Origin of the sequence: Ruegeria pomeroyi DSS-3, from assembly GCF_000011965.2 — a bacterium.
In the GTDB taxonomy this organism is placed as follows: Bacteria; Pseudomonadota; Alphaproteobacteria; order Rhodobacterales; family Rhodobacteraceae; genus Ruegeria_B; species Ruegeria_B pomeroyi.
In genome coordinates, this window is sequence record NC_003911.12 from 1195905 (window position 1) to 1215654 (window position 19750).

At 63.8% G+C, this 19750-nt stretch carries 25 protein-coding genes and 1 tRNA gene; 7 read left to right on the forward strand and 19 right to left on the reverse strand.

Annotated features, from left to right (window positions below; all coding sequences use genetic code 11):
• Position 1: 1 nt before the first annotated feature.
• The 10 genes from doeA to SPO_RS23045 form a co-directional block, all read right to left on the reverse strand.
• Positions 2 to 1189, reverse strand: coding sequence for an ectoine hydrolase DoeA (gene doeA, locus SPO_RS05785; RefSeq protein ID WP_011046887.1), 1188 nt, complete (start codon positions 1187 to 1189; stop codon positions 2 to 4).
• A gap of 19 nt (positions 1190 to 1208) precedes the next feature.
• Positions 1209 to 2201, reverse strand: coding sequence for an ectoine utilization protein EutC (eutC, locus tag SPO_RS05790; RefSeq protein WP_044028000.1), 993 nt, complete (start codon positions 2199 to 2201; stop codon positions 1209 to 1211).
• On the reverse strand, positions 2194 to 3201 hold the full coding sequence (eutB, locus tag SPO_RS05795) for a hydroxyectoine utilization dehydratase EutB (RefSeq protein WP_011046889.1): 1008 nt from the start codon (positions 3199 to 3201) through the stop codon (positions 2194 to 2196). Before eutB ends, eutC begins: the two co-directional genes overlap by 8 nt.
• A 17-nt stretch (positions 3202 to 3218) precedes the next feature.
• Complete coding sequence (eutA, locus tag SPO_RS05800) at positions 3219 to 3983, reverse strand: ectoine utilization protein EutA (RefSeq protein ID WP_011046890.1); 765 nt, start codon at positions 3981 to 3983, stop codon at positions 3219 to 3221.
• A gap of 8 nt (positions 3984 to 3991) precedes the next feature.
• Positions 3992 to 4429: a universal stress protein gene (locus tag SPO_RS05805; protein ID WP_011046891.1), complete on the reverse strand. Its 438-nt coding sequence runs from the start codon at positions 4427 to 4429 to the stop codon at positions 3992 to 3994.
• Positions 4430 to 4441: 12 nt separating this feature from the next.
• The gene (locus SPO_RS05810; protein ID WP_011046892.1) at positions 4442 to 5728 is read right to left on the reverse strand and encodes a TRAP transporter large permease; all 1287 of its coding nucleotides are present in this window, start codon (positions 5726 to 5728) and stop codon (positions 4442 to 4444) included.
• 10 nt (positions 5729 to 5738) lie between these two features.
• On the reverse strand, positions 5739 to 6305 hold the full coding sequence (locus SPO_RS05815) for a TRAP transporter small permease (RefSeq protein WP_011046893.1): 567 nt from the start codon (positions 6303 to 6305) through the stop codon (positions 5739 to 5741).
• 69 nt (positions 6306 to 6374) lie between these two features.
• Positions 6375 to 7394, reverse strand: coding sequence for a TRAP transporter substrate-binding protein DctP (gene dctP / locus SPO_RS05820; protein ID WP_011046894.1), 1020 nt, complete (start codon positions 7392 to 7394; stop codon positions 6375 to 6377).
• A 97-nt stretch (positions 7395 to 7491) separates the two neighbouring features.
• The gene (locus SPO_RS05825) at positions 7492 to 8886 is read right to left on the reverse strand and encodes a PLP-dependent aminotransferase family protein (RefSeq protein WP_011046895.1); all 1395 of its coding nucleotides are present in this window, start codon (positions 8884 to 8886) and stop codon (positions 7492 to 7494) included.
• Positions 8887 to 9777: 891 nt separating this feature from the next.
• Positions 9778 to 9861 (reverse strand) — tRNA-Tyr (locus SPO_RS23045).
• Positions 9862 to 9977: 116 nt separating this feature from the next.
• On the opposite strand from SPO_RS23045, the gene rlmB reads away from it, so the two are divergent.
• The 4 genes from rlmB to SPO_RS05845 all read left to right on the forward strand — a co-directional run bounded on the left by rlmB (position 9978) and on the right by SPO_RS05845 (position 12292).
• Positions 9978 to 10751 (forward strand): 23S rRNA (guanosine(2251)-2'-O)-methyltransferase RlmB, encoded by a 774-nt coding sequence (gene rlmB, locus SPO_RS05830; protein ID WP_011046896.1) that lies wholly within the window; start codon positions 9978 to 9980, stop codon positions 10749 to 10751.
• A gap of 14 nt (positions 10752 to 10765) precedes the next feature.
• Positions 10766 to 11071: a hypothetical protein gene (locus tag SPO_RS05835; RefSeq protein WP_011046897.1), complete on the forward strand. Its 306-nt coding sequence runs from the start codon at positions 10766 to 10768 to the stop codon at positions 11069 to 11071.
• A 96-nt stretch (positions 11072 to 11167) separates the two neighbouring features.
• Positions 11168 to 11620 (forward strand): YHS domain-containing (seleno)protein, encoded by a 453-nt coding sequence (locus SPO_RS05840; RefSeq protein WP_044028001.1) that lies wholly within the window; start codon positions 11168 to 11170, stop codon positions 11618 to 11620.
• Between the two features lie 201 nt (positions 11621 to 11821).
• A complete protein-coding gene (locus SPO_RS05845) occupies positions 11822 to 12292 on the forward strand; it encodes a CoA-binding protein (RefSeq protein ID WP_044028002.1) in 471 nt (156 codons plus the stop codon).
• Here SPO_RS05845 and SPO_RS05850 read toward each other — a convergent pair.
• The 5 genes from SPO_RS05850 to hisA all read right to left on the reverse strand — a co-directional run bounded on the left by SPO_RS05850 (position 12289) and on the right by hisA (position 15312).
• Positions 12289 to 12849 carry a hypothetical protein gene (locus SPO_RS05850; protein WP_011046900.1) on the reverse strand — a complete coding sequence of 187 codons (561 nt, stop codon included), beginning with the start codon at positions 12847 to 12849 and terminating at the stop codon, positions 12289 to 12291. The genes SPO_RS05845 and SPO_RS05850 overlap by 4 nt on opposite strands.
• A gap of 60 nt (positions 12850 to 12909) precedes the next feature.
• Entirely contained in the window at positions 12910 to 13227 is a 318-nt protein-coding gene (locus tag SPO_RS05855) for a phosphoribosyl-ATP diphosphatase (RefSeq protein WP_011046901.1), read from the reverse strand.
• Positions 13224 to 13985, reverse strand: coding sequence for an imidazole glycerol phosphate synthase subunit HisF (gene hisF, locus SPO_RS05860; RefSeq protein ID WP_011046902.1), 762 nt, complete (start codon positions 13983 to 13985; stop codon positions 13224 to 13226). Before hisF ends, SPO_RS05855 begins: the two co-directional genes overlap by 4 nt.
• Positions 13986 to 14018: 33 nt before the next feature.
• Positions 14019 to 14513, reverse strand: coding sequence for a DUF2867 domain-containing protein (locus tag SPO_RS05865; RefSeq protein ID WP_011046903.1), 495 nt, complete (start codon positions 14511 to 14513; stop codon positions 14019 to 14021).
• A gap of 76 nt (positions 14514 to 14589) precedes the next feature.
• Positions 14590 to 15312, reverse strand: coding sequence for a 1-(5-phosphoribosyl)-5-[(5-phosphoribosylamino)methylideneamino]imidazole-4-carboxamide isomerase (gene hisA / locus SPO_RS05870; RefSeq protein WP_011046904.1), 723 nt, complete (start codon positions 15310 to 15312; stop codon positions 14590 to 14592).
• 132 nt (positions 15313 to 15444) lie between these two features.
• On the opposite strand from hisA, the gene SPO_RS05875 reads away from it, so the two are divergent.
• On the forward strand, positions 15445 to 15843 hold the full coding sequence (locus SPO_RS05875) for a DUF2147 domain-containing protein (protein WP_011046905.1): 399 nt from the start codon (positions 15445 to 15447) through the stop codon (positions 15841 to 15843).
• 43 nt (positions 15844 to 15886) lie between these two features.
• Here the strand turns inward: SPO_RS05875 and SPO_RS05880 are convergent, their stop codons facing one another.
• Positions 15887 to 16423: a peroxiredoxin-like family protein gene (locus tag SPO_RS05880; protein ID WP_011046906.1), complete on the reverse strand. Its 537-nt coding sequence runs from the start codon at positions 16421 to 16423 to the stop codon at positions 15887 to 15889.
• Positions 16424 to 16516: 93 nt separating this feature from the next.
• Here SPO_RS05880 and SPO_RS05885 point away from each other — a divergent pair, with 93 nt between their 5' ends.
• Positions 16517 to 17233: a helix-turn-helix transcriptional regulator gene (locus SPO_RS05885; RefSeq protein ID WP_044028003.1), complete on the forward strand. Its 717-nt coding sequence runs from the start codon at positions 16517 to 16519 to the stop codon at positions 17231 to 17233.
• 88 nt (positions 17234 to 17321) lie between these two features.
• Here SPO_RS05885 and hisH read toward each other — a convergent pair whose 3' ends face one another.
• Positions 17322 to 17960, reverse strand: coding sequence for an imidazole glycerol phosphate synthase subunit HisH (gene hisH, locus SPO_RS05890; protein WP_011046908.1), 639 nt, complete (start codon positions 17958 to 17960; stop codon positions 17322 to 17324).
• Positions 17960 to 18547, reverse strand: a complete 588-nt coding sequence (hisB, locus tag SPO_RS05895; protein WP_011046909.1) for an imidazoleglycerol-phosphate dehydratase HisB — start codon at positions 18545 to 18547, stop codon at positions 17960 to 17962. The genes hisH and hisB overlap by 1 nt, the downstream gene beginning before the upstream one ends.
• Before the next feature lie 160 nt (positions 18548 to 18707).
• Between hisB and SPO_RS05900 the strand changes: the two genes are divergently transcribed.
• Entirely contained in the window at positions 18708 to 18947 is a 240-nt protein-coding gene (locus SPO_RS05900) for an Lrp/AsnC ligand binding domain-containing protein (RefSeq protein WP_044029069.1), read from the forward strand.
• Here the strand turns inward: SPO_RS05900 and SPO_RS05905 are convergent.
• A complete protein-coding gene (locus SPO_RS05905; protein ID WP_011046911.1) occupies positions 18934 to 19707 on the reverse strand; it encodes a vWA domain-containing protein in 774 nt (257 codons plus the stop codon). The two genes, SPO_RS05900 and SPO_RS05905, sit on opposite strands and share 14 nt — an antisense overlap.
• Positions 19708 to 19750 lie beyond the last annotated feature (43 nt).

Sequence of the window (19750 nt, forward strand, 5' to 3'; positions counted from 1 at the left end):
CTCAGTCCTTCACGAACATCTTGCGCGGCACATTGGACAGACACTCGGGCCCGTCCGCCCCGATGCGGATGCTTTCCGTGATCTCAAAGCCCCAATCCTCCATCCACAGGCCGGTCATGAAGTGGAAGGTCATGTTTTCCTGCAGGACGGTGGTGTCGCCGGGCCGCAGCGACATGGTGCGCTCGCCCCAGTCCGGCGGATAGCTGACGCCGATCGGATAGCCGGTACGGCTGTCCTTCTCGATGCCGTATGACTTCAACACCTTGAAGAATGCCTTGGCGATATCCTCGCAGGTGTTGCCAGCCCTGGCCATTTCAAGGCCCGCCTCCATGCCCTCGAGCACCGCCTTTTCGGCATCCAGGAAGGTCTGGGTCGGCTTGCCCAGGAATACGGTGCGCGACAGCGGGCAATGATAGCGGTGCATGACGCCCGCGATTTCAAAGAACGTGCCTTCGCCGGATTTCATCGGCAGATCGTCCCAGGTCAGATGCGGCGCCGCGGCGTCCGAGCCCGAGGGCAACAGCGGTACGATCGCCGGGTAATCGCCGCCAAAGCCAAGCCCGGCGTCATAGCGCAGGCCCGCATCATAGATATCGGCCACCAGGTCGCATTTGCGCATCCCCGGCTCGACGCGCTCGAAGATCCGCTGATGCATACGCTCAACAATCTTGCCGGCCTGGCGCATATAGGTGAGTTCCGCTTCGGACTTTACCGCACGCTGCCAGTTGACCAGGGCAGTGGCGTCGGTAAATCGCGCATTTGGCAGGTGCTTTTGCAGTGACATGAAGGCGGCAGCGGTGAACCAGTAATTGTCCATCTCGACGCCAATGACACCGCCATCCAACCCGCGATCCTTCAGCCGTGCCGACAAATAGTCCATCGGGTGACGCTCGGTCGATTGTACGTAGTGGTCGGGGTAGCCGATGATGTTGACGGGATCCATAAAGCAGGTGCGCAGCGCGCCATTGGCATCCTGGCCGCGCCCGTACCACAGCGGCTCTCCCTCCAGTGTCAGCACAACGCATTGATGCACATAGAAGGACCAGCCGTCATATCCGGTCAGCCAGTTCATGTTCGACGGGTCTGTGACGATCAGAAGATCCAGCCCGCGGCGGGCCATCTCGGCCCGTGTCTTGTCGAGGCGCGCCTGAAATTCCGCGCGGGTGAAAAACAGCTTGGGGTCTGCCATGTGCTCGGTTCCTGATTGATCAACTGGTGAAAGTGGCGCCAGCCCCCGTCGCGTCAGCGCGGTTGCCTGCAAGGGTTGCGATGGCGGTGTCCTGCACGCCGGTGCCGGTCAGATCGGCAATGATCAGTTCCCTGTCCGACCGGCGTCCGGGGGTCTGACCGGAGGTGACCTGACCCAGCTCGGCAAAGCTTTGGCCCGCAGCGATCAGCCCGGCCTCGATCGCACTGCGCAGCTCGCCCTTGAGGGCGCATTGCGCCTGACTGTCGGGCACATAGAGATCCGCTTTGGTCAGGCAGGCCGGTTCCAGTTCGCCTTTGTGTTCCTGATCCGAGCCCATGGCGATGACCAGCTGACCCGGTTGCAGCCATTCCGCCCGGATCACAGGGCTGCTGGCGGGTGTTGTGGTGATCACGATATCGGCCGGGGAGACCGCTTGGGCGATATCCGTGCCGACAGTCACGTCGATCCCCAGGTCCTGGCGCAGGCTGGCGGCGGCGGCTTCGGCCTTGGCGACATCGCGCGCCCAGATCGCCGCGCTTTCGATATCGCGCACCAGGGTCATCGCCTGCAACTGCATCCGGGCCTGCACGCCTGCGCCGATGATGCAGACATGCGACGCCTCGGCCCGCGCAAGGTGGCGCGCCGCCACCGCCCCGGCCGCCGCCGTGCGCACATCGGTCAGATAGCCATTGTCCAGAAGAAGTGCCTCAAGAATGCCGGTCCTGCTGGAAAACACCACCATCAACCCGGTGGTGCTGGGCAGGCCGATCTTGGGATTGTCGAAGAAGCCGGGGCTCATCTTCATGGCAAAGCTGTCGATCCCCGGTACATAGGCGGTTTTCACGCAAACCTCGCCGTTGTGGTCGGGCACCCCCAGCGTCATGATCGGCGGCATCACCACCTTGCCGCCTGCCAAAGTGGTAAAGCCCTGTTCGACGCAATCAACGGCATCGAGGTCCAGCGGCACCAGATCGCGAAGCTCCGCTTCGGTCAGGATCCTGATGTCAGGCATCTGCGCCTCCTTTGATGTCGGCTTCCACATCCACGTCTTCACCGTCGATGATGCGTTTGTGCAGGTCCATAGCGATGTTCTGACCGCTCACCAGCGACACACAACGGCCGGGATTGCCGATCTTGCCGGCCAGCAGCGCCGCGATGCCGACGCTGCCGGACCCTTCGATCACCTCGCGTTCCTCGAAATAGGCATGGCGGATGGCGGCGGCGATTTCAGCCTCGGACACCAGCACCACCTCATCGACAAACGCCTTGGTCATTTCGAATGTATAGGCATTGTCCAGCCCGATCCCCCCGCCCAGAGAGTCGGCCAATGTGGGCAGTTCCGCAACCTGAACGGGCCTGCCCGCCTGCAGGCATTCATACATCGCGGCGCCGCGTTCCATGCTGACGCCGATCACCCGGATATCCGGGTTCGCCGCTTTCAGAACCATGCCGACACCGGAAATCAGCCCGCCACCCGACAGGGGAACCAACACGGTTTCAAGGTCTGGCGCCTGATCCAGCATTTCCAGCGCGACGGTGCCCTGGCCGGCAATGATATCCGGATGGTCAAAGGGGGGCAGCATGGTCATGCCATCTCTGACCAGCCGGTCGACTTCCTGCTGCGCATCGTCCTGAGACCGGCCCAGGATACGCACCTCGGCGCCATGGGATCTGATGCCGTCAACCTTGTTCTGCGGCACCAGTTCCGACATGCAGATGATGCAACGCACCTCGGCCTCTGCCGCCGCATAGGCCAGTCCGCGCCCGTGGTTGCCGGTAGATACCCCAACCACGCCCGCCGCGCGCTGCGTATCCGTCAGCGACAAGACCGCATTGGTGGCGCCGCGCAGCTTGAAGCTGCCGGTGATCTGCCTGCTTTCCAGCTTTAGCAGGACTTGCCTGCCGCTCAGACTGCTGAGAGAGGGCGATTCCACCAAAGGGGTTTCGCGGATACGCCCGGCAATCCGCGCCCGCGCCCTGATGCTGTCCTGAAGAGTGATTTTCGTCGTCATTTTATCTGTTCAGCCTGTCAGAGGTGAAAGAGCCGGCCATAGCCCGGCACCATGTCGGGGATTCCGGCCAGGCGCAGGCAGCGCCAGATCATTGCCTGGTTCGAGGTGACAACCGGCTTGCCCAGCCGGTCCTCGATCCGCTGGGCGCAGGTGGCCGCCCGCAGGGCGGTGCAGGAAAGGAACAGCGCCTCGGCATCCTTGTCAAAGGCCGCAAGCGCCGCCTCGATGATGCAATCTTCGGAAATCCGTGCCATTTCGCGGTCGTCGGTCAGGCCGAAACAGGCGGCATTGACCACTTCGGGCCCATGCACCGCAAAATACTGCGCCATCTCGTCGGTGACGTCAGGGCTGTAGGGGGTCAGCAACGAGACCCGCCGGACACCCAAGGCCGCAAACGCGTCAAAGGCGGCAGAGCTGGGCGTGACGCAGGGCGTGCCCGGTTTGGCCGCGTTCAGATGGCGGGTCACCGTATCATTGCCCAGAACGATGGATGCGGCCGTGCAGCAATAGGCGACCACATCCACCTCTTCGCCGGGCAGAATCCGCGCGGCCGCTTCGGTCAGGCGCGGACCGGTCTTGAGCAGGGTTTCCTTGTTGGTCGGGTTCTCGAAAGCGATCCGGTTCGTATAGACGCCGACCTGATCGGGATCGCAGATACGGGCAAAGTCGCGCTCGGACGTGTGATCGGTCGCAAGCGCCACCAGGGCAATCCGTTTCCTGACGGGGCGGTCGTCCAGCCGGGCAGGCACACGCGATGGCGCGGAATGGGTATCAAGAGCCATTTGGTTTCCTAAACAACAAGTACAGGCGTTTCAGACAGGCTTGTCACCTTGTGAGAGACGCTGCCCAGCAGCGCCCTTTCGAAAGAGCCAAGGCCACGGCTGCCGATCACGGTCAGGTCGTGACCATGTTCCTTGGCAAAGCCCGCGATCGTGCGCGCGACCGGCCCGCCTTTGACAAAGGCGCGGGGCGCGGGAACTCCGTATGCGGCGGCCCGTGCCTTGCCGTGCTCGGCGACCTCTCTGGCATGGGTGCGCATGATGTCATCCAGATCGGCAGGCTCGTCCGGGCGCACCACATGCATGGAGGCCTCGAGCGGCGAGTGATGGCGATAGACGGTCAGCAGGGTCAGTTCCGCGCCGCAAAGACAGGCGAGCGCGGCGGCCTTGGCCAGTGCGGCCTCTGCCCCGTGCGAGCCGTCGAAGGGCACCAGGATGGATGCGAACATCGCTCTGCCTCCTTACTTGGAAAAGGCCAGATCGCGCAGGAACAGCGCAATCTGCGGGAAGAAGATCAGTGCCACCGACACCCCCAGCAGCATCAGGATGAACGGGGGTGTTCCGCGCACCACCTCGGCATAGGGGCGTTTGAAGACGGCGATTGCGGTAAAGATATCGCAGCCAAAAGGCGGTGTGGCCGATCCGATGGCAACCTGCAGGGTGATGATGGTGCCGACCAGCACCGGGTCCAGCCCCACCGATTTCACCACGGGCGCAAAGACCGGCACCAGCACCAGGATCACCACGATGGGATCGACAAACATGCAGCCGATGAAAAACGCGATGGAGATCACGAACAGCACCCCGATGGGGCCCATCTCGGCAATGCCGATGGCCCCCAGGATCTGCTGGGGTACCTGCGCAAACGAGATCACCCAGGAAAACGCCGCACCGGCCCCCACCAGGATGAAGACGATCGCGGTGATCAGCCCGGTGGACTTGGCCGTGTCATAGACATCGGCCAGCGACATCGAGCGGAACACAAGGACCTCCAGCACCAGCGCGTACAGGACACAGGCCGCCGCCGCCTCGGTCGGGCTGAAGACGCCACCATAGATGCCACCGATGATGATCACCGGAAACCCCATCGGCCACAGCGCCTGCCGCATGGTTCTTGCACGCTCGGCCCAGCTTGCCCTGGGTTCCGTCGGCACGTCGTTGCGCACCGCATAGATATAGGCATAGGCCGAAAACAGCACCAGGATCAGCAGGCCGGGGCCGATCCCCGCGATGAACAGCTCGGCAATCGAGGTGCTCGAGACCACCCCGTAGATGATCATGCCGATCGAGGGCGGGATCAGAAAGGCGATGTCGCTGGCATTGACGATCAGGGCCAGCACAAAGCTGTCCTTGTAGCCTGCCTTCAGCATACGCGGCCGCAGGGGCGAGCCGATGGCCACGACCGTGGCCTGAGTCGAGCCCGAGACCGCCCCGAACATGGTGCAGGCCGCCGCCGTCGAAATCGCAAGCCCGCCGCGGATATGGCCGACATAGGCCATCACCACATTGATCAGCCGCCCGGCCGACTGGCCGCGGGTCATGATGTCTGCGGCAAAGATGAACATCGGCACCGCGATCAACGAGGCGGGCCGGATCCCCGCCAGCATCTGCTGTACCATGGTCTCGGTCCTTGCCAGATCGCCGAACAGCATCAGAAAGCCGATGAACGCGCCCGCAATCAGCGGGATCATCATCGGAAAGCCCAGCAGAAGCAGGACAATCATGGTCAGGAAAATGGTTGCAGCCATGGGTCCGTCCTCAGATTTCGATTTCTTCCGCGTCCTCGTACCCTTCCTGCACATGGGTCGAGAGGTAGATGCCGGAAGAGGTCAGATTGCGCACCGCGGTCAGCAGGTACTGGGCTCCGGTCATGAAAAAGCCCGCCGGCACCCAGATCAGGATCACCCAGACCGGAATCTGCAGCGCTGGCAGCACACGCCCGCGCGAAGCCTGAGAACCGATGTATTTCGCGGCGTAGTAGCACAGCAGGAACATGAACGCGGCGGTGACCACGGAAATCACCACCATCATCCCCTTGCGCAGGCGCGCAGGCAGCAGATCATAGACCGCCGACATCCGGATGTGCCGGGCGTTGCGCGCGGCATAGCTGATGCCGGCAAAGGTGATCAGAATGATCAGGATCCGGTTGAGCTCTTCTGAGAAGAAGATGGAGTTGCCCAGAACGAACCGTCCCACCACATTGGCGACGGTATTGGCGGCCATCAGCAGCACGCCCATTGCCAGCAGGAACGACTCGATGCGGCTGATGGCGCTGTCGAGCATGCCCAGAAAGCCGGGCAGCGCGGATTCATGTGTCTGCTGCATTCCGTCCTCCCAAGGTCTGCAGATCGCTGAGCGGGCGGCACCCGCTCAGCACTGAGTTCAGGGCAGGGCTCAGTTGGCGGTGGCCGCCAGATCGGCCTTCATCTGTTTCAGGATCGCAGCGCCGCTGTCGCCGGTCATTTCGATGAACTTGGCCTCGACCTCGGCCGCGGCCTCCTTGAAGCAGCTGCGCTGTTCGTCGGTCAGCACCGTCACCTGCATCTCGGGCTTGGCCTCCATGATCTTAGCCAGTTCGGTGTCCGCCGCCTGTTGTTGATAGACCACCGTGTGGTCATAGGCCGCCAGCGCCGCATTTTGCACCAGTTGCTGATCCTCGGCGCTCAGCCCGTCATAGAAGTCCTTGTTGGCCATCACCGCTGTGGTGAAATTGTTGTGGCCGGCATAGGTGATATAGTCGGTGACCTCATAGATCTTGGTCGAATAGAGGAAGAAGGTCGGGTTCTCCTGTCCCTGGATCACATTGGTCTGCAACCCGCCATAAACCTCGCCCCAGGGCAGCGGCGTCGGTGTCGCACCAAAGGCCTTGTAGCTTTCCACCAGCAGCGGATTGGTCATCACCCGGAACTTGACCTCGTCCAGATCCGAACAGGTGGTGACCGGAGTCTTGGTGGTCATTGCCACTTCGCCTTCGGGGAACATGTTCAGCAGCTCCAGCCCCTGATCGGCATAGAGCGGCTTGAACATGTCGTTGATGGCCTTGCTCTCCTTGAAAAAGCGCGCCAGGTGATCCTGATCGGTGGGCAGCAGGTATGGGACAAAGAACACCTGCGCCTCGGGAATCAGCGAGCCGGTAAAGCCCGGCGACTGGTCGACGAACTGCAAAATGCCGTCCTGCGTCTGCTCCATGATATCGGCGGATTCGCCCAGGGTGCCATAGGGGAACAGCTGGATTTCGTGATCCGAATTGGCCTCGATTTCCTCTTTGAATTTCTGGGCATAGACGCCCTGCACGTCGGTCATCGCCTCTTCGAAAGCATACCGCCAAGTGTCCGCCTGGGCCGCCGTTCCGGCAGCCAGTGCTATCCCCGCGGCAGCGACGGCCCCAAAGGTGAAAGTGATGGATTGAGCCATGGTTTCCTCCCAAATGTCATGGGTGCCTGCGCACCGCCGGGCCAGACTTGTTGGGAATTGTACTGCATGTCAATTTTTTTATTGTCGCGCGACAATGTTAGAAGGCGAGGGGGGCAACTCCCTCTGGCGGACGGCTCAGCATGCCGCCGACCAGTTCCATCGCCTGTTTGAAACGGCTCAGATCCTGAACGCTGCCCAGCGAGATGCGGACAGCATTCGGCGGCGGTGTCTTGGGGGTCAGAAAGGGGGCGTCTGGTGCAACCGCGACTTTCAACTGACGGGCATAGGCCACGAAACTGGACGTGGTCCAGCCGGACTCGAGCGGCAACCAGAGGTGCAGCGCCGACGGGTGCCCCCGCCATTGGTGGCCTTGCAGGGCTTGCGACGCGATTTCGTATCGCTCCGCCAAGGCGCGCCGCTGCCAGAGCGCCAGTTCCAGCGCGGTGCCGTCCAGCACCCAGCGGGTGGCAATTTCACACATCAGCGGTGTCGCCATCCAGCCGAAGACGACAATCCGCCCCGTCAGCGCCGGCAGCAGATGTTCCGGGGCCGCCATATAACCCGCCCGCAAACCGGAAACGGTGCATTTTGTAAAAGTCGTGAGGTAAATCGTCCGCTCTGGCGCCAGGGCCGCAACCGGAACGGGCCGGTCTTCTGCGACCGGGCCGAACGCGTCGTTTTCGATAATGTACAGGTTGTGCTTGCGGGCGACCTGCACCAGTGCCTGGCGGCGCTCCTCCGGTATCATCTCGACCGTTGTATTGGCCAAAGAAGGCAGCAGGAACAGGACCTTGGCGTTGTTCTCGGAACAGTGCCTGTCCAGGGCATCCGGCAGCATCCCGTCCTGGTCGAAGTCAATTCCGACAAGATTGAGCCCCAGATAGGAACAGCCGGAAACCAGAAGATGATGTGTAATCCGGCTCGACACGACCGTGTCGCCGGGCCGCGCAAGCGCCGACAGTGCGGCGGACATGCCGTGGCTGACGCCATTGGTCATGATGATGCGTTCGGACGGGACATCCAGCCCGCAAATGCGCAGCCATGTCTCGCCGGCTGCCCGGTGGGCGTCATGCCCCACATTCGGGCGGCAAGCCAGATAATAGCTGGGGTCCAGCCCCTGGGGCAGGTCCGCCAGGACCTGTTGAAACAGTTCCGCATGACGCTGCGAGAAGGCTGGCCGTGAAATCGACAGATCGAAATTGCGCCCGCGTTCAGAGCTGAGCTGAAACGGCTGGTCATCCGGAGTGTTCAGGTCCAGGACATAGCTGCCGCGTCCAACCTGGCCGTCGATCAATCGCTGTCGCCGCAGGCTTTCATAAGCCTTGCTGACCGTGTGAACGCTCAACCCCAGTTCCTCGGCGAGTTTGCGGTGGGTCGGCAACTGCGTGCCCTTCGGCAGTTTTCCTTCCGAGATTGCCTTTGCAATGGCAAGGGCAAGGCTGGAATGCAAAGGAGAGGCGAGAGCGGAGGGATCGGGCAGCCAATTTGTCATGCAATACATGTACAATTGAGTGACACACATTCGCAATGTGTTTGCCATCTTGTGGAAACGTTCCGGGACGAATGCCGCGTCATGGGGAGCGGGGTCCTGATGCTGTCCGGTGCGCGCGGTATTTGATGTCGGGCTTGTCCAATGAGGATCGCGTTCGAAAGCGGGGGTGAGTGATCCCGAGAGAGGCCAAGCGACGGATTCGTTTGAACACGCGGAAAACACGCGAGAAACGGTTCTGCTTGGATCAGGCCACCCGAGGGTTTTGCCTGCCGCGGCATGGTCCCGGACCGTTTCCGCGGCTCTCCTTTGGTTTCGCTTGGCCAGCCGGCTGGCGTGTCCTTGATTGGGGCGTGATCGTCGGATCGGCATCCAGCGGAAACGGCACCCAGCCACGTCGCCTGACCAGGGCGCGGAAAACCCATCGCAAGACAGTAAAATTCAATGCGGCCCGGCTGCTTTCGGGCCAAGCCAGGGCCGACAATGCCGTCCGATACCCTAGCGTAAAGTGAGCAGAGGCGGTGAGTTTAGCAAAACAAACGGGGTTTCGGGTCTCGCTCAAAGCGGCACGACAGCTCTCCGACAGCGCGTGGAAAGTCTGCGCCTCCCCACGTCCGACTGAACAAGCTGAACATCGTCCTTGGCCTGCAATAGCCATTTCAGATCAAACGCAGCCCGGACCCGTCGAAACCCAGGAACCGGGCATTCCATGGAGCGGCCTTGGCTTTGCATCGCGACCACTCTGGGGCGCCGGTTTCAGACCAAATCTTCTGAAAAGCGGCCATTCAGGATCGAACGTGCAAAAGGCTGCGTCTGCCCGCGCAACTGACCTTCAGCTCAGAGATGCATGACCTCAAGCGCAGGGCGGTAACCACTTGTTTTCAGAGAAAGAAGTGGTGGGCGACCCTGGAATCGAACCAGGCGTGCGTCTCCGCGAGGGAGTTACAGTCCCCTGCCACACCTTGCGGCCTGTCGCCCACTGTCAGGCGTTGCGCCTGACGTGGAGGCGTGATTACTAGCGTCCCAATGGAGCGTCAACAGGAAAAATCCGCTTTGGCGCAGGAAACTTTTACCGGGCCCGGAGGGCGCTGAACATGAAGAAACCGAAATGGGTGGTCGAGAAGGAACAGGCCAAAAAAGCGTCCGCTGCCGAGACGGTCTGGCTGTTTGGCCTGCACGCCGTACGCGATGCGCTGATGAACCCGAAACGCGAGAAATTGCGCCTGATCGTGACCCTGAACGCGCGGGAAAAGCTGGCCGAAGCCATCGACGCGGCGGGGATCGAGCCGGAACTGGCCGACGCCCGCCGCTTCAGCGCGCCGATCGACCCCGGCTCGGTCCATCAGGGCGCGGCGCTTGAGGTCAAGCCGCTCAACTGGGGCAGTCTGGCCGAGGTTGCGATCGGCGCGGAAAATCCGCGGGTGATTCTGCTCGACCGGGTGACCGACCCGCATAATGTCGGGGCCATCCTGCGCTCGGCCGAGGTGCTGGGCGCCAGCGCGGTGATTGGCACCCGCCACCATTCGGCGCCCGAGACCGGTGCCCTGGCCAAGACCGCCAGCGGCGCGCTGGAACGCCAGCCCTATCTGCGGATGCGCAACCTGGCCGATGCCATCACCGAGTTGCAGGGCATGGGCTATCTGGTGCTGGGGCTGGATGGCGAGGCCAGCGAGACCATCGAGGCCGCGCTGGCCGGGCAAACCGACCGTCCGGTGGCGCTGGTGCTGGGGGCCGAGGGGCCGGGGCTGCGCCAAAAGACCAAGGAAACGGTGGACAAATTGGTCAAGATCGACGCAGCCGGCGGTTTCGGCTCGCTCAACGTCTCGAATGCGGCGGCAATCGCCCTATATGCATCCAAGGCGCATTAACCGGACCTGAACCCATGCCCAGACTTGTCACCTGCTGTTACTGCGGTGCCCGCGCGACGCTGGCGGCGGATCGCTCGGGCATGCTGGCCTGCGAGGCCTGCGGCGCGCCCATTCAGCAGGTCGACTCCGCCGCACAGGCGCCCCGTCCCACAGCGGTGCCCGAGCCCGCAGCAGCTGCGGTTGCAGCTGCTGCTGAGCGGCCCGCGCCAAGGCAGGCGGAAAAGCCCGAGAAGAAGCCCAAGAAGCGGAAGAAGCGCAAAGGTCTGTTTTCGCGCGCCCTGGAAGAGGTCTGGGACAAGGTCGAGGATATCTTTGACTGATCCGGGCACACGGGGCGATCACATAAGCGTCAGGTCTCTTTCGTTATCGTCCTGAGAGGGGCATTTTAGGTCGTGACCTAACCTGACCGCGTGACGATGCTGAACAGACGTACCCTTCTTTCCGGCCTGGCCGGTGCCCTGACCGCCAGTGCTTTGCCACTTTGGGCCGAAACCCCCGTGTTCTATGCCGATGACGGGGCCGCCATTCGCGGCTATGACACGGTGGCCTATTTCACCCAAGGTGCCCCGGTTCAGGGCGCGCCCGCAATCGCGGTGATGTGGAAAGGGGCGGTCTGGCATTTCGCCAGCCACGAGAATCGTGCCGCGTTCGAGGCCAATCCGCGCGCCTTTGCGCCGCAATTCGGCGGCTATTGCGCCTATGCGGTTGCGCGCGGCTATACCACCGATACCGACCCGACCGCCTGGCGGATCGTCGATGGAGAGCTGTTTCTCATTCATTCGCCCGAGGTTGCCCGGCTCTGGGCCGAGGACATCGCCGGCAATATCGCCGGGGCGCGCCGCAACTGGCCCTCGGTGCTGGACCGGTAGCGGGTTCGCCCAGGGCATGCGAAATCCTGTCATCACAAATTCGCCAGCGCCCTCTTTTTTTCTGAATATGAGTGCCTAAATGTCACAATGACCGCGGACTGGAACTGCCGTGCGTCATTTCACTGTCCCTCGTTCCGTACCTGGCGCCCAAGCATGACTTGGGCGCTTTTTTCTTGTCCCGGGGTGGTTTAGGGTTTGGCCATGTTTGACTATTCCGACGATCATCTGAAACGGATTCTAAAGCGCACCAAGGTGATCGCCGTGGTTGGCGTGTCGATGAACCCGGTGCGCCCCAGCTATTACGTGGCCCGTTATCTGGCGCTGAAAGGGTACCGGGTGATTCCGGTCAATCCGGGCCATGCCGGCCAGCGCCTGTTTGGCGAAACGGTGCGCGCGGGCCTGTCCGAGATCAGCGAACCGGTCGATATGGTCGATATCTTCCGCCGCTCCGAAGCGGTGCCGCCCATTGTCGAGGAAGCGCTGGAGGCTTTTCCCGGCCTCAAGACGATCTGGATGCAGATCGGGATCGAACATGCCGAGGCGGCAGCGCGGGCCGAGGCACGCGGGGTGGACGTGATCCAGAACCGCTGCCCCAAGATCGAATATCAGCGGCTGTTTGGCGAATTGCGCATGGGCGGTTTCGCCACCGGCATCATCTCGTCCAAGCTTTAAGAGGGCTGGCGCGCCAGTTTCTCGGCGGCCTTCTTCTCCAGCACCTCGCGCTGCGGGCGCCAGTTATAGCGCGTATCCTCGCGGGTGAGGGACCAGAACAGCTCTCCTCCATAGCGCCACGGATCCAGGACGACCCCGTCGAACATGTCATCGCCCCGGCGGCTGAGAATGGCGGTGCTGTGGTCGATCCGCCAGATGCTGTCGGGCTCGGCAATGGCGCGATGCACAACCAGGGTGCGGAAATTCTCTTGATTGAGGCGTTTCTGCATGTCCTGGGCATAGTGCACGCACAGTCCACGTTCGCGGAACCCGTTGAGAACCTTGGCGTTATGCACGATAGGGCTGCTGGTGACGTTATAGTCGCGCGCCAGTTGCCGACCGTAGCTGTAGGAGATTTCGGCGGCGCGCTGCGCCTCGGCGGGGTCGACATCAGGACCCAACGCGCGCAATTGCTGCGCCAGTGCGTTCACGTCCTTCTGGCTGACAGACTGCGTATCCGTGCAGGCCGTGATGAGCAGCACCGCCAATATGGCGAGCAGGGCCCGGAATGTGGTCATGGGATGCCTCGGTTGGTCGTCGGTTCGGTTGCCTGGATCGTACCGCTCAGCGCCGGGGGGTCAACCTTTGGGCCGCGCGGCCTTTTCGGCGATGCCGCTCTGGCCCTGGCGGTGGGCCAGTTCGGCCAGCACATCGTCCAGCGCCACATCACGGGCGGCCAGCATGACGAGGAAGTGATAGAGCACATCCGCCCCTTCGGACACGAGCTTGGCCCTGTCGCCCTTCACCGCTTCGATGATCGCCTCGATCGCCTCTTCGCCGAATTTCTCGGCGCATTTCTCGGGGCCCTTGGCCAGCAGCTTGGCGGTCCAGCTGCTGTCGGGATCGGCGCCCTTGCGGGCCTCGATGGTGGCGGCAAGGTCGTGCAGGATGCTCATGTCAGCCTCATCGGGATGCCGGCGGCGGCCATGTGTTCCTTGGCCTCGCGGATGGTGTATTCACCGAAGTGAAAGATCGAGGCGGCGAGTACCGCGCTGGCATGCCCCTCGGTCACGCCCTCGACCAGATGGTCGAGCGTGCCGACGCCGCCCGAGGCGATCACCGGCACGTCGACCGCATCGGCGATGGCGCGGGTCAGCGGCAGGTTGAAACCGGATTTGGTGCCGTCGCGATCCATCGAGGTCAGCAGGATCTCACCGGCGCCCTTGGCGGTGACCAGGCGGGCGAACTCTACCGCGTCGATCCCGGTCGGCTTGCGCCCGCCATGGGTGAAGATCTCCCAGCGGCCGGGCTCCACCGTTTTGGCGTCGATGGCGCAGACGATGCATTGGCTGCCGAACCGGTCGGCGGCCTCGGCGATGACATCCGGATTGGCCACTGCGGCCGAGTTGAAACTGACCTTGTCGGCGCCTGCCAGCAGCAGGGCGCGCACATCGGCATGCGTGCGCACGCCGCCCCCCACGGTGAGCGGCACGAAACACTGCTCAGCGGTGCGGCTGACCACGTCGAACATGGTGCCCCGGTTTTCATGGGTGGCGTGGATGTCGAGGAAACAGATCTCGTCCGCGCCCGCCGCGTCATAGGCGCGGGCGGCATCCACCGGGTCGCCCGCATCGCGCAGGCCAACGAAATTCACGCCCTTGACCACGCGGCCATCAGCAACGTCGAGACAGGGGATGATGCGGGTCTTCAGCATGGCGGCCTCGCGGGTTGCCGGGGTCGCCCGTCTTTACTGTGCCCCCGGCGCGGATGCAATCGCGCCGCCGTGCCGGGCGATGCGGCGCATGGCCCCGCGCACGATCAGGATGTGGAACGGCATCACCACCGCCAGATAGACCCGCCCTAGCAGGTTGTTGCGGTGCACCCAGGTCGCCATGTGCAGCCGCCCGGCCTGTTGCACCAGCGAGATGCGAAAGTTCAGGTGGCTGTCATCGGCGCCCAGGATCAGCTCGTCGGCACCCTCGTAAGTCACAGGAAAGATCGCCTTGTCGCCGCTGTCGGAAACATCTGTCTTGAGGCCGAGGGGCCGCACGATCCAGTTGCGCAGACGCAGGAGAGCATTGGCCCAGCCGGGCAGGGACAGCCCGATCTCGGCCGCCGCGCGGGGTGATATCTGGCTTGCTACTGCATAGCCGTCGATGAAATCACCGGGCTGCACTGCCTGCCACAGCTGCGCGGTCGCAGGCAACGGGGTCTTTTCGACAATAGGGTAGGTGCGGATCATGGGCGGTACCCTTGCGGTCTGCCCGGATCACATAGCAAAGCGCCCGGCATCGGAACCGGGCGCGGTGTCGCAGTCCTCAGCCCTTGAGCGCGGCTAGTGCCTGTTTCAGGTCCAGCGCCCCGTCATACAGCGCCCGACCCGAGATCGCTCCGTTCAGCGAAGCTCCGCAGTCGCGCAGCGCGATCAGATCCTCCAGCGAGGAGACCCCGCCCGAGGCGATGACCGGGATCGACACGGCACGGGCCAGATCGGCGGTCGCCTTGATATTGGGCCCCTTCATGGCGCCGTCGCGCAGAATGTCGGTATAGATGATCGCCGCCACCCCCGCATCCTCGAAGGATTTGGCCAGATCGGTGACCATCACATCTGTCTCTTCGGCCCAGCCCTTGGTGGCGACGCGGCCATTGCGGGCGTCGATGCCCACCGCGACCTTGCCGGGAAAGGCGCGCGCCGCCTCGCGCACCAGATCGGGGTTCTCGACCGCCACGGTGCCCAGGATGACCCGGGCCAGCCCCTTGTCCAGCCAGCGCTCGATCGTGGCCATGTCGCGGATGCCACCGCCCAGCTGCGCGGGCACCTTGCATTGCTCCAGGATCGCCTCGACCGGGGCAGCATTGACCGGCTCTCCGGCAAAGGCGCCGTTCAGGTCCACCAGATGCAGCCACTCGCAACCCGCCGCGACAAACTCCAGCGCCTGCGCGGCGGGGTTGTCGTTGAACACGGTGGCCTGGTCCATCTCGCCATGGACAAGACGCACGGCCTGGCCGTCCTTGAGGTCGATTGCGGGGTAGAGGATCATGTTGGGCGGCTTTCTGCTGACAGTCGGGCGCGATATCGCATGTTGCGCCCTGCTGCGCAACGCGACCCAAGGTCAGGCTTGCCCAAAATGCGCGGCCCGCGTCACAGTGGCGCAAAACTGGGAGGATATCGAATGAAGAGATTGATTCTGGCCGCAGGTGCGACCCTGGCTCTGGCCGGCATGGCGATGGCCGATCCCGCCGCGGGCACCTGGCAGACCGAGCCGGGCGATACCGGCGGTTACCTGCATGTGGCCATCGCACCCTGCGGGGCACAGGTCTGCGGCACCATCAAGGCCGCCTATGACAAGAACGGTGCCAAGCAGAACGACTATGAACACGCCGGCAAGCGCATGTTGTGGGACATGCAGCCCGGTGGCGACGGTTCCTATTCCGGGGGCCAGATCTGGGCCCCGGATTCGGGCAAGACCTATGGCTCGAAAATGTCGCTGGCCGGCAACACGCTGACGGTCAAGGGTTGTGTCGCCGGTGGCCTGATCTGCCGCGGCCAGGCCTGGAAGCGCGTCAACTGACCCAGATGGGGCAGGGGCGCTGGCCCCTGCCGCCGGTTTGCGCTCAGACCGCGCCGGTATATTCGCCGCGCGCGGGATAGTTGTTGGGGATGGCAAAATCCAGCGCCGCCACCAGTTCCGAGAAATGCGGACGCACAAAGGGCATGGTCTGCACCGCGCCGTAATAGAGCGTCCGTTCGGGCGTGACCAGGAACAGGCCCGGTTCCGAAAACAGCGCCGGCTCCTCGATCCCGATCGAGGTCTTGCCACGCGAGGTCGAGATATAAAGCCCCCAGTCGCGTGCCTCGGCCAGGGGCAGGTCATAGGCAAAGCGCAAGGTGCCGCCCCCGACCTTCTCCGCCATCGCCTGCGCCCGCTCTTCGCTGTCCGAGCTGACGGCCACGCAGGCCACGCCGCGTTCGGCGAAATCCGCCACCCGCTTTTCCAGCTCTTTCAGATAGGTGGCGCAGATCGGGCAATGCAGGCCGCGATAGAAACAGATCAGCGTCCAGCGTGTCGAGGTTTCGGCGGATAGATCGAACCTGCCACCGCCCACCAGCGGCAGCGACAGGGGCGGGGTGGTCTGGCGGGGCATCAGCATCGAAGATCTCCTTGGGATGTGAGTTGCTCCGCCTTGTCGCAGGGTTTAGTGTTCGGGAAATCCGAATTTCCTGATAGAGGCTCCGATACTCGTATGGACAGGCTGACAGCATTGATGGAGCGGTTCCAGCTGAGGGTCGAGGCTGCCGCGCCCGAGGACGCCAATCTGTTGGCCCTGGCTGGTGCGGACGGGACGCCGGGTGAATTGCTGTTCTATCCTGCGGGCACGGGGCGGGCGGGCGATCCGCTGTTTGCGGCGCGGGTCAGCTGGTCGGGAGAGAGCAACCCGTTTCTGGCCGCGCTGCCCGAAGTGGTGCGCTTCGATCTGAGCGCGGATCCCGAGGCGCGCGCGGTGGTCGAGCTGATCCGGGTCGAGGTGGCGGCACGGCGCTGCGGCGCGCAATCGGTGGTCAACCGGCTGGGCGAGGTGCTGATGGTGCGTCTGTTGCGGGACCAGATCGCGCAGGGGGCGACCCGCCCGGGCCTGTTGGCCGGGCTCGCCGATCCACGTCTCAGCCGGGCAATCGTGGCGATCCATGACCATCCGGGCCGGGTCTGGAGCAATGGTGATCTGGCGGCCGAGGCGGGGCTGTCGCTGTCGCGCTTTGCCGAGCTTTTCGCCGCGCAGGTGGGCGAGACGCCGATGGGCTATCTCAGGCGCTGGCGGCTGATCCTTGCCGCGCAGGATCTCGGTCGCGGCGACCGGGTCGACCGGGTGGCGCGGCGCTATGCCTATGGCTCGCCCGAGGCCTTTGCCCGCGCCTTCCGCCGCGCCCATGGGGTGGCGCCGATGTCGTTGCGCGCCGGGTGAGGCCGGGACGCCGGAGTTCTGCAAGAACTCCGGCCCGGAAAACATCTGTTTTCCGACCCGTTTTCCGTGCCGGAAAACGGCCCCCCTTTTAGGGGGTCCAGGTCAGGAAATTGCCGATCATGCGCAGGCCGATGGCCTGGCTTTTCTCGGGGTGGAACTGCAGTCCAACCATGGTGTCGCGCCCGACCACCGCAGTGACCGGCCCGCCATAGTCCACATGGGCCAGCCGCTCAGTGGGGTTTGTCACCCGGAAGTGATAGGAATGCACGAAATAGACGTGATCGCCCCCGGCGATCCCGTCAAAGATCGGATGCGCCGCCTCGATCACCAGATCGTTCCAGCCCATATGCGGCACTTTCAGCGCCGCGTTCTCAGGCGTGATCCGAACCACGTCGCCTGCGACCCAGCCCAGACCGGGGGTCTCTTCATACTCGTGACCGGTGGTGGCCATGAGTTGCATGCCGACGCAGATGCCCAGAAAAGGGCGACCCTTCTGCTCCACCGCCTCGACCATCGCGTCATATAGGCCCTTGTGCCCACGCAACTCGGCGGCGCAGGCGGGAAAGGCGCCGTCACCCGGCAGCACCAGCCGGTCGGCCCGGGCCACCAGATCGGCATCCGAGGTCACCACCACCTCGCCCGCGCCGGTCTCGCGCGCCATGCGCTGAAACGCCTTTTCGGCCGAGTGCAGGTTGCCCGATTCGTAATCGATGATGGCGGTGAGCATCAGAGCGTGCCCTTGGTCGAGGGGATGGCGTCGCCCTTGCGCGGGTCGGATTCGACCGCCTGACGCAGGGCACGGGCCACCGCCTTGAACGCGGCCTCGGCGATGTGGTGGCTGTTCAGCCCGTGCAGTTGGTCGACATGCAGGGTGATGCCGCCATGGGTGCTGAAGGCCTGAAAGAACTCGCGCACCAGCTCGGTGTCGAACGTGCCGATCTTGGCTGTCGGCAGGTCCACGTTCCACACCAGGAAGGGCCGCCCCGACAGGTCGAGCGCGCAGCGCACCTGCGCGTCATCCATCGGCAGGTGGCATTCGCCATAGCGGCGGATGCCCCGCTTGTCGCCGAGCGCGGCGCTCAGCGCCTGGCCCAGCGCGATGCCGGTATCCTCGACCGTGTGGTGATCGTCGATGTGATAGTCGCCCTTGGCGCTGATCGTCATGTCGATCAGCGAATGGCGCGCCAGCTGGTCCAGCATATGGTCGAAGAAGCCGACACCGGTCTGGTTGTCATAGGCTCCGGTCCCGTCGAGATTGATATCGACCGAGATCTCGGTCTCGGCGGTCTGGCGGCTGATGCTGGCACGGCGCATGGGCGGGTTCCTTCTGATCTCGGCTGGCTTTTGGCACGAGGCGCGCGCAAATGCCAGAGTGCCGCGACACGGGCGCCGCGATCTGTTGCGCGAAAACAGGGGATTGCACCCGGTGGCGGCGCGTGTCAGCCTTTGGCCGAACCAGCATCAGAGAGGCGGCATGACCACCTGCGTATTCATCCAGATCCGCTGCAAGCCCGGCAGCACCTACAAGGTGGCCGAGGATATCGCGCTGCGCGAGATTCATTCCGAGCTCTATTCCACCAGCGGCGAATACGACCTGTTGATGAAGCTCTACATCCCGGCGGGCGCGGATGTGGGCAAATATATCAACGACCACCTGCTGGTGATCCCCAATATCGAACGCTCGCTGACCACGATGACCTTCAAGGCGTTCTGAGCGGCGCCAGCGCGCCGTACAGCGGACAGCCCAGCGTCTGGTTCAGGGCGCGGATCAACTCTTCGACAGTTTCGGTCGAGACATACTCGCCGCCAGTGGCCTGGGCCAGGCATTCGGCCGGGCTGATTGTTTCGGGCACGGTGGGGTTGCCATCGCCCCCCTCCCAGCCAAAGAACTGCGAGCGCACGCGAAAGCCGATCACATGCACGGTCAGGCCCGGCGTGTCGCGGGCCAGATCGGCGGCCAGCGCGCAAGGCGCGCCGCCGCAGGTCTCGTCGCCATCGGTGACCAGCACGATGACGCCGGGGCGGGGGGGCTGGTCAAACACGCGGGCGGCAAGGTTGACGGCATCGGTCAGCGCGGTGTTGCCATCGGGTTCGATCGCGTCGATCAGGTTCAGGATTTGACCGGCCGCGTTGGGGCTGGGTGTGAATGGCATCGAGACGCGCTTGCACAGATCGCCGTCCGCGTCCCCGTCCATGGCGGCACCATAGGTGACCAGACCCAGTCGGCGCAGCGCGGCTATCCGGGGCAGGGCGTCATGCAGCGCCTCGCGCGCGTCCAGGATGCGCGGCCGGTCGAGGCCGTTATACCCCATCTCGGCCATCGAGCCGGAGGCATCGAACACGATCATCGCGTCTTGGGTGCAATCGGCCTCGCCGAGTGCGGGCACCGGCAAAAGGCCCGCACAAAGAAGCGCCGCCGCAAGGGCGGCGCGTCCGGGATACCCGGGTGCCGGGTGGTCAGATCCGCGCGCCATGCCTCAGCTTGGCCCGGCACGCGCGGTCTGTCCATGCGCCAAT

Coding starts and splice junctions, on each gene's coding strand:
- doeA (WP_011046887.1), bottom strand. CDS start 1,189: ATGGCAGACCCCAAGCTGTTTTTCACCCGCGCGGAATTTCAGGCGCGC.
- eutC (WP_044028000.1), bottom strand. CDS start 2,201: ATGCCTGACATCAGGATCCTGACCGAAGCGGAGCTTCGCGATCTGGTG.
- eutB (WP_011046889.1), bottom strand. CDS start 3,201: ATGACGACGAAAATCACTCTTCAGGACAGCATCAGGGCGCGGGCGCGG.
- eutA (WP_011046890.1), bottom strand. CDS start 3,983: ATGGCTCTTGATACCCATTCCGCGCCATCGCGTGTGCCTGCCCGGCTG.
- SPO_RS05805 (WP_011046891.1), bottom strand. CDS start 4,429: ATGTTCGCATCCATCCTGGTGCCCTTCGACGGCTCGCACGGGGCAGAG.
- SPO_RS05810 (WP_011046892.1), bottom strand. CDS start 5,728: ATGGCTGCAACCATTTTCCTGACCATGATTGTCCTGCTTCTGCTGGGC.
- SPO_RS05815 (WP_011046893.1), bottom strand. CDS start 6,305: ATGCAGCAGACACATGAATCCGCGCTGCCCGGCTTTCTGGGCATGCTC.
- dctP (WP_011046894.1), bottom strand. CDS start 7,394: ATGGCTCAATCCATCACTTTCACCTTTGGGGCCGTCGCTGCCGCGGGG.
- SPO_RS05825 (WP_011046895.1), bottom strand. CDS start 8,886: ATGACAAATTGGCTGCCCGATCCCTCCGCTCTCGCCTCTCCTTTGCAT.
- rlmB (WP_011046896.1), top strand. CDS start 9,978: ATGAAGAAACCGAAATGGGTGGTCGAGAAGGAACAGGCCAAAAAAGCG.
- SPO_RS05835 (WP_011046897.1), top strand. CDS start 10,766: ATGCCCAGACTTGTCACCTGCTGTTACTGCGGTGCCCGCGCGACGCTG.
- SPO_RS05840 (WP_044028001.1), top strand. CDS start 11,168: ATGCTGAACAGACGTACCCTTCTTTCCGGCCTGGCCGGTGCCCTGACC.
- SPO_RS05845 (WP_044028002.1), top strand. CDS start 11,822: ATGTTTGACTATTCCGACGATCATCTGAAACGGATTCTAAAGCGCACC.
- SPO_RS05850 (WP_011046900.1), bottom strand. CDS start 12,849: ATGACCACATTCCGGGCCCTGCTCGCCATATTGGCGGTGCTGCTCATC.
- SPO_RS05855 (WP_011046901.1), bottom strand. CDS start 13,227: ATGAGCATCCTGCACGACCTTGCCGCCACCATCGAGGCCCGCAAGGGC.
- hisF (WP_011046902.1), bottom strand. CDS start 13,985: ATGCTGAAGACCCGCATCATCCCCTGTCTCGACGTTGCTGATGGCCGC.
- SPO_RS05865 (WP_011046903.1), bottom strand. CDS start 14,513: ATGATCCGCACCTACCCTATTGTCGAAAAGACCCCGTTGCCTGCGACC.
- hisA (WP_011046904.1), bottom strand. CDS start 15,312: ATGATCCTCTACCCCGCAATCGACCTCAAGGACGGCCAGGCCGTGCGT.
- SPO_RS05875 (WP_011046905.1), top strand. CDS start 15,445: ATGAAGAGATTGATTCTGGCCGCAGGTGCGACCCTGGCTCTGGCCGGC.
- SPO_RS05880 (WP_011046906.1), bottom strand. CDS start 16,423: ATGCTGATGCCCCGCCAGACCACCCCGCCCCTGTCGCTGCCGCTGGTG.
- SPO_RS05885 (WP_044028003.1), top strand. CDS start 16,517: ATGGACAGGCTGACAGCATTGATGGAGCGGTTCCAGCTGAGGGTCGAG.
- hisH (WP_011046908.1), bottom strand. CDS start 17,960: ATGCTCACCGCCATCATCGATTACGAATCGGGCAACCTGCACTCGGCC.
- hisB (WP_011046909.1), bottom strand. CDS start 18,547: ATGCGCCGTGCCAGCATCAGCCGCCAGACCGCCGAGACCGAGATCTCG.
- SPO_RS05900 (WP_044029069.1), top strand. CDS start 18,708: ATGACCACCTGCGTATTCATCCAGATCCGCTGCAAGCCCGGCAGCACC.
- SPO_RS05905 (WP_011046911.1), bottom strand. CDS start 19,707: ATGGCGCGCGGATCTGACCACCCGGCACCCGGGTATCCCGGACGCGCC.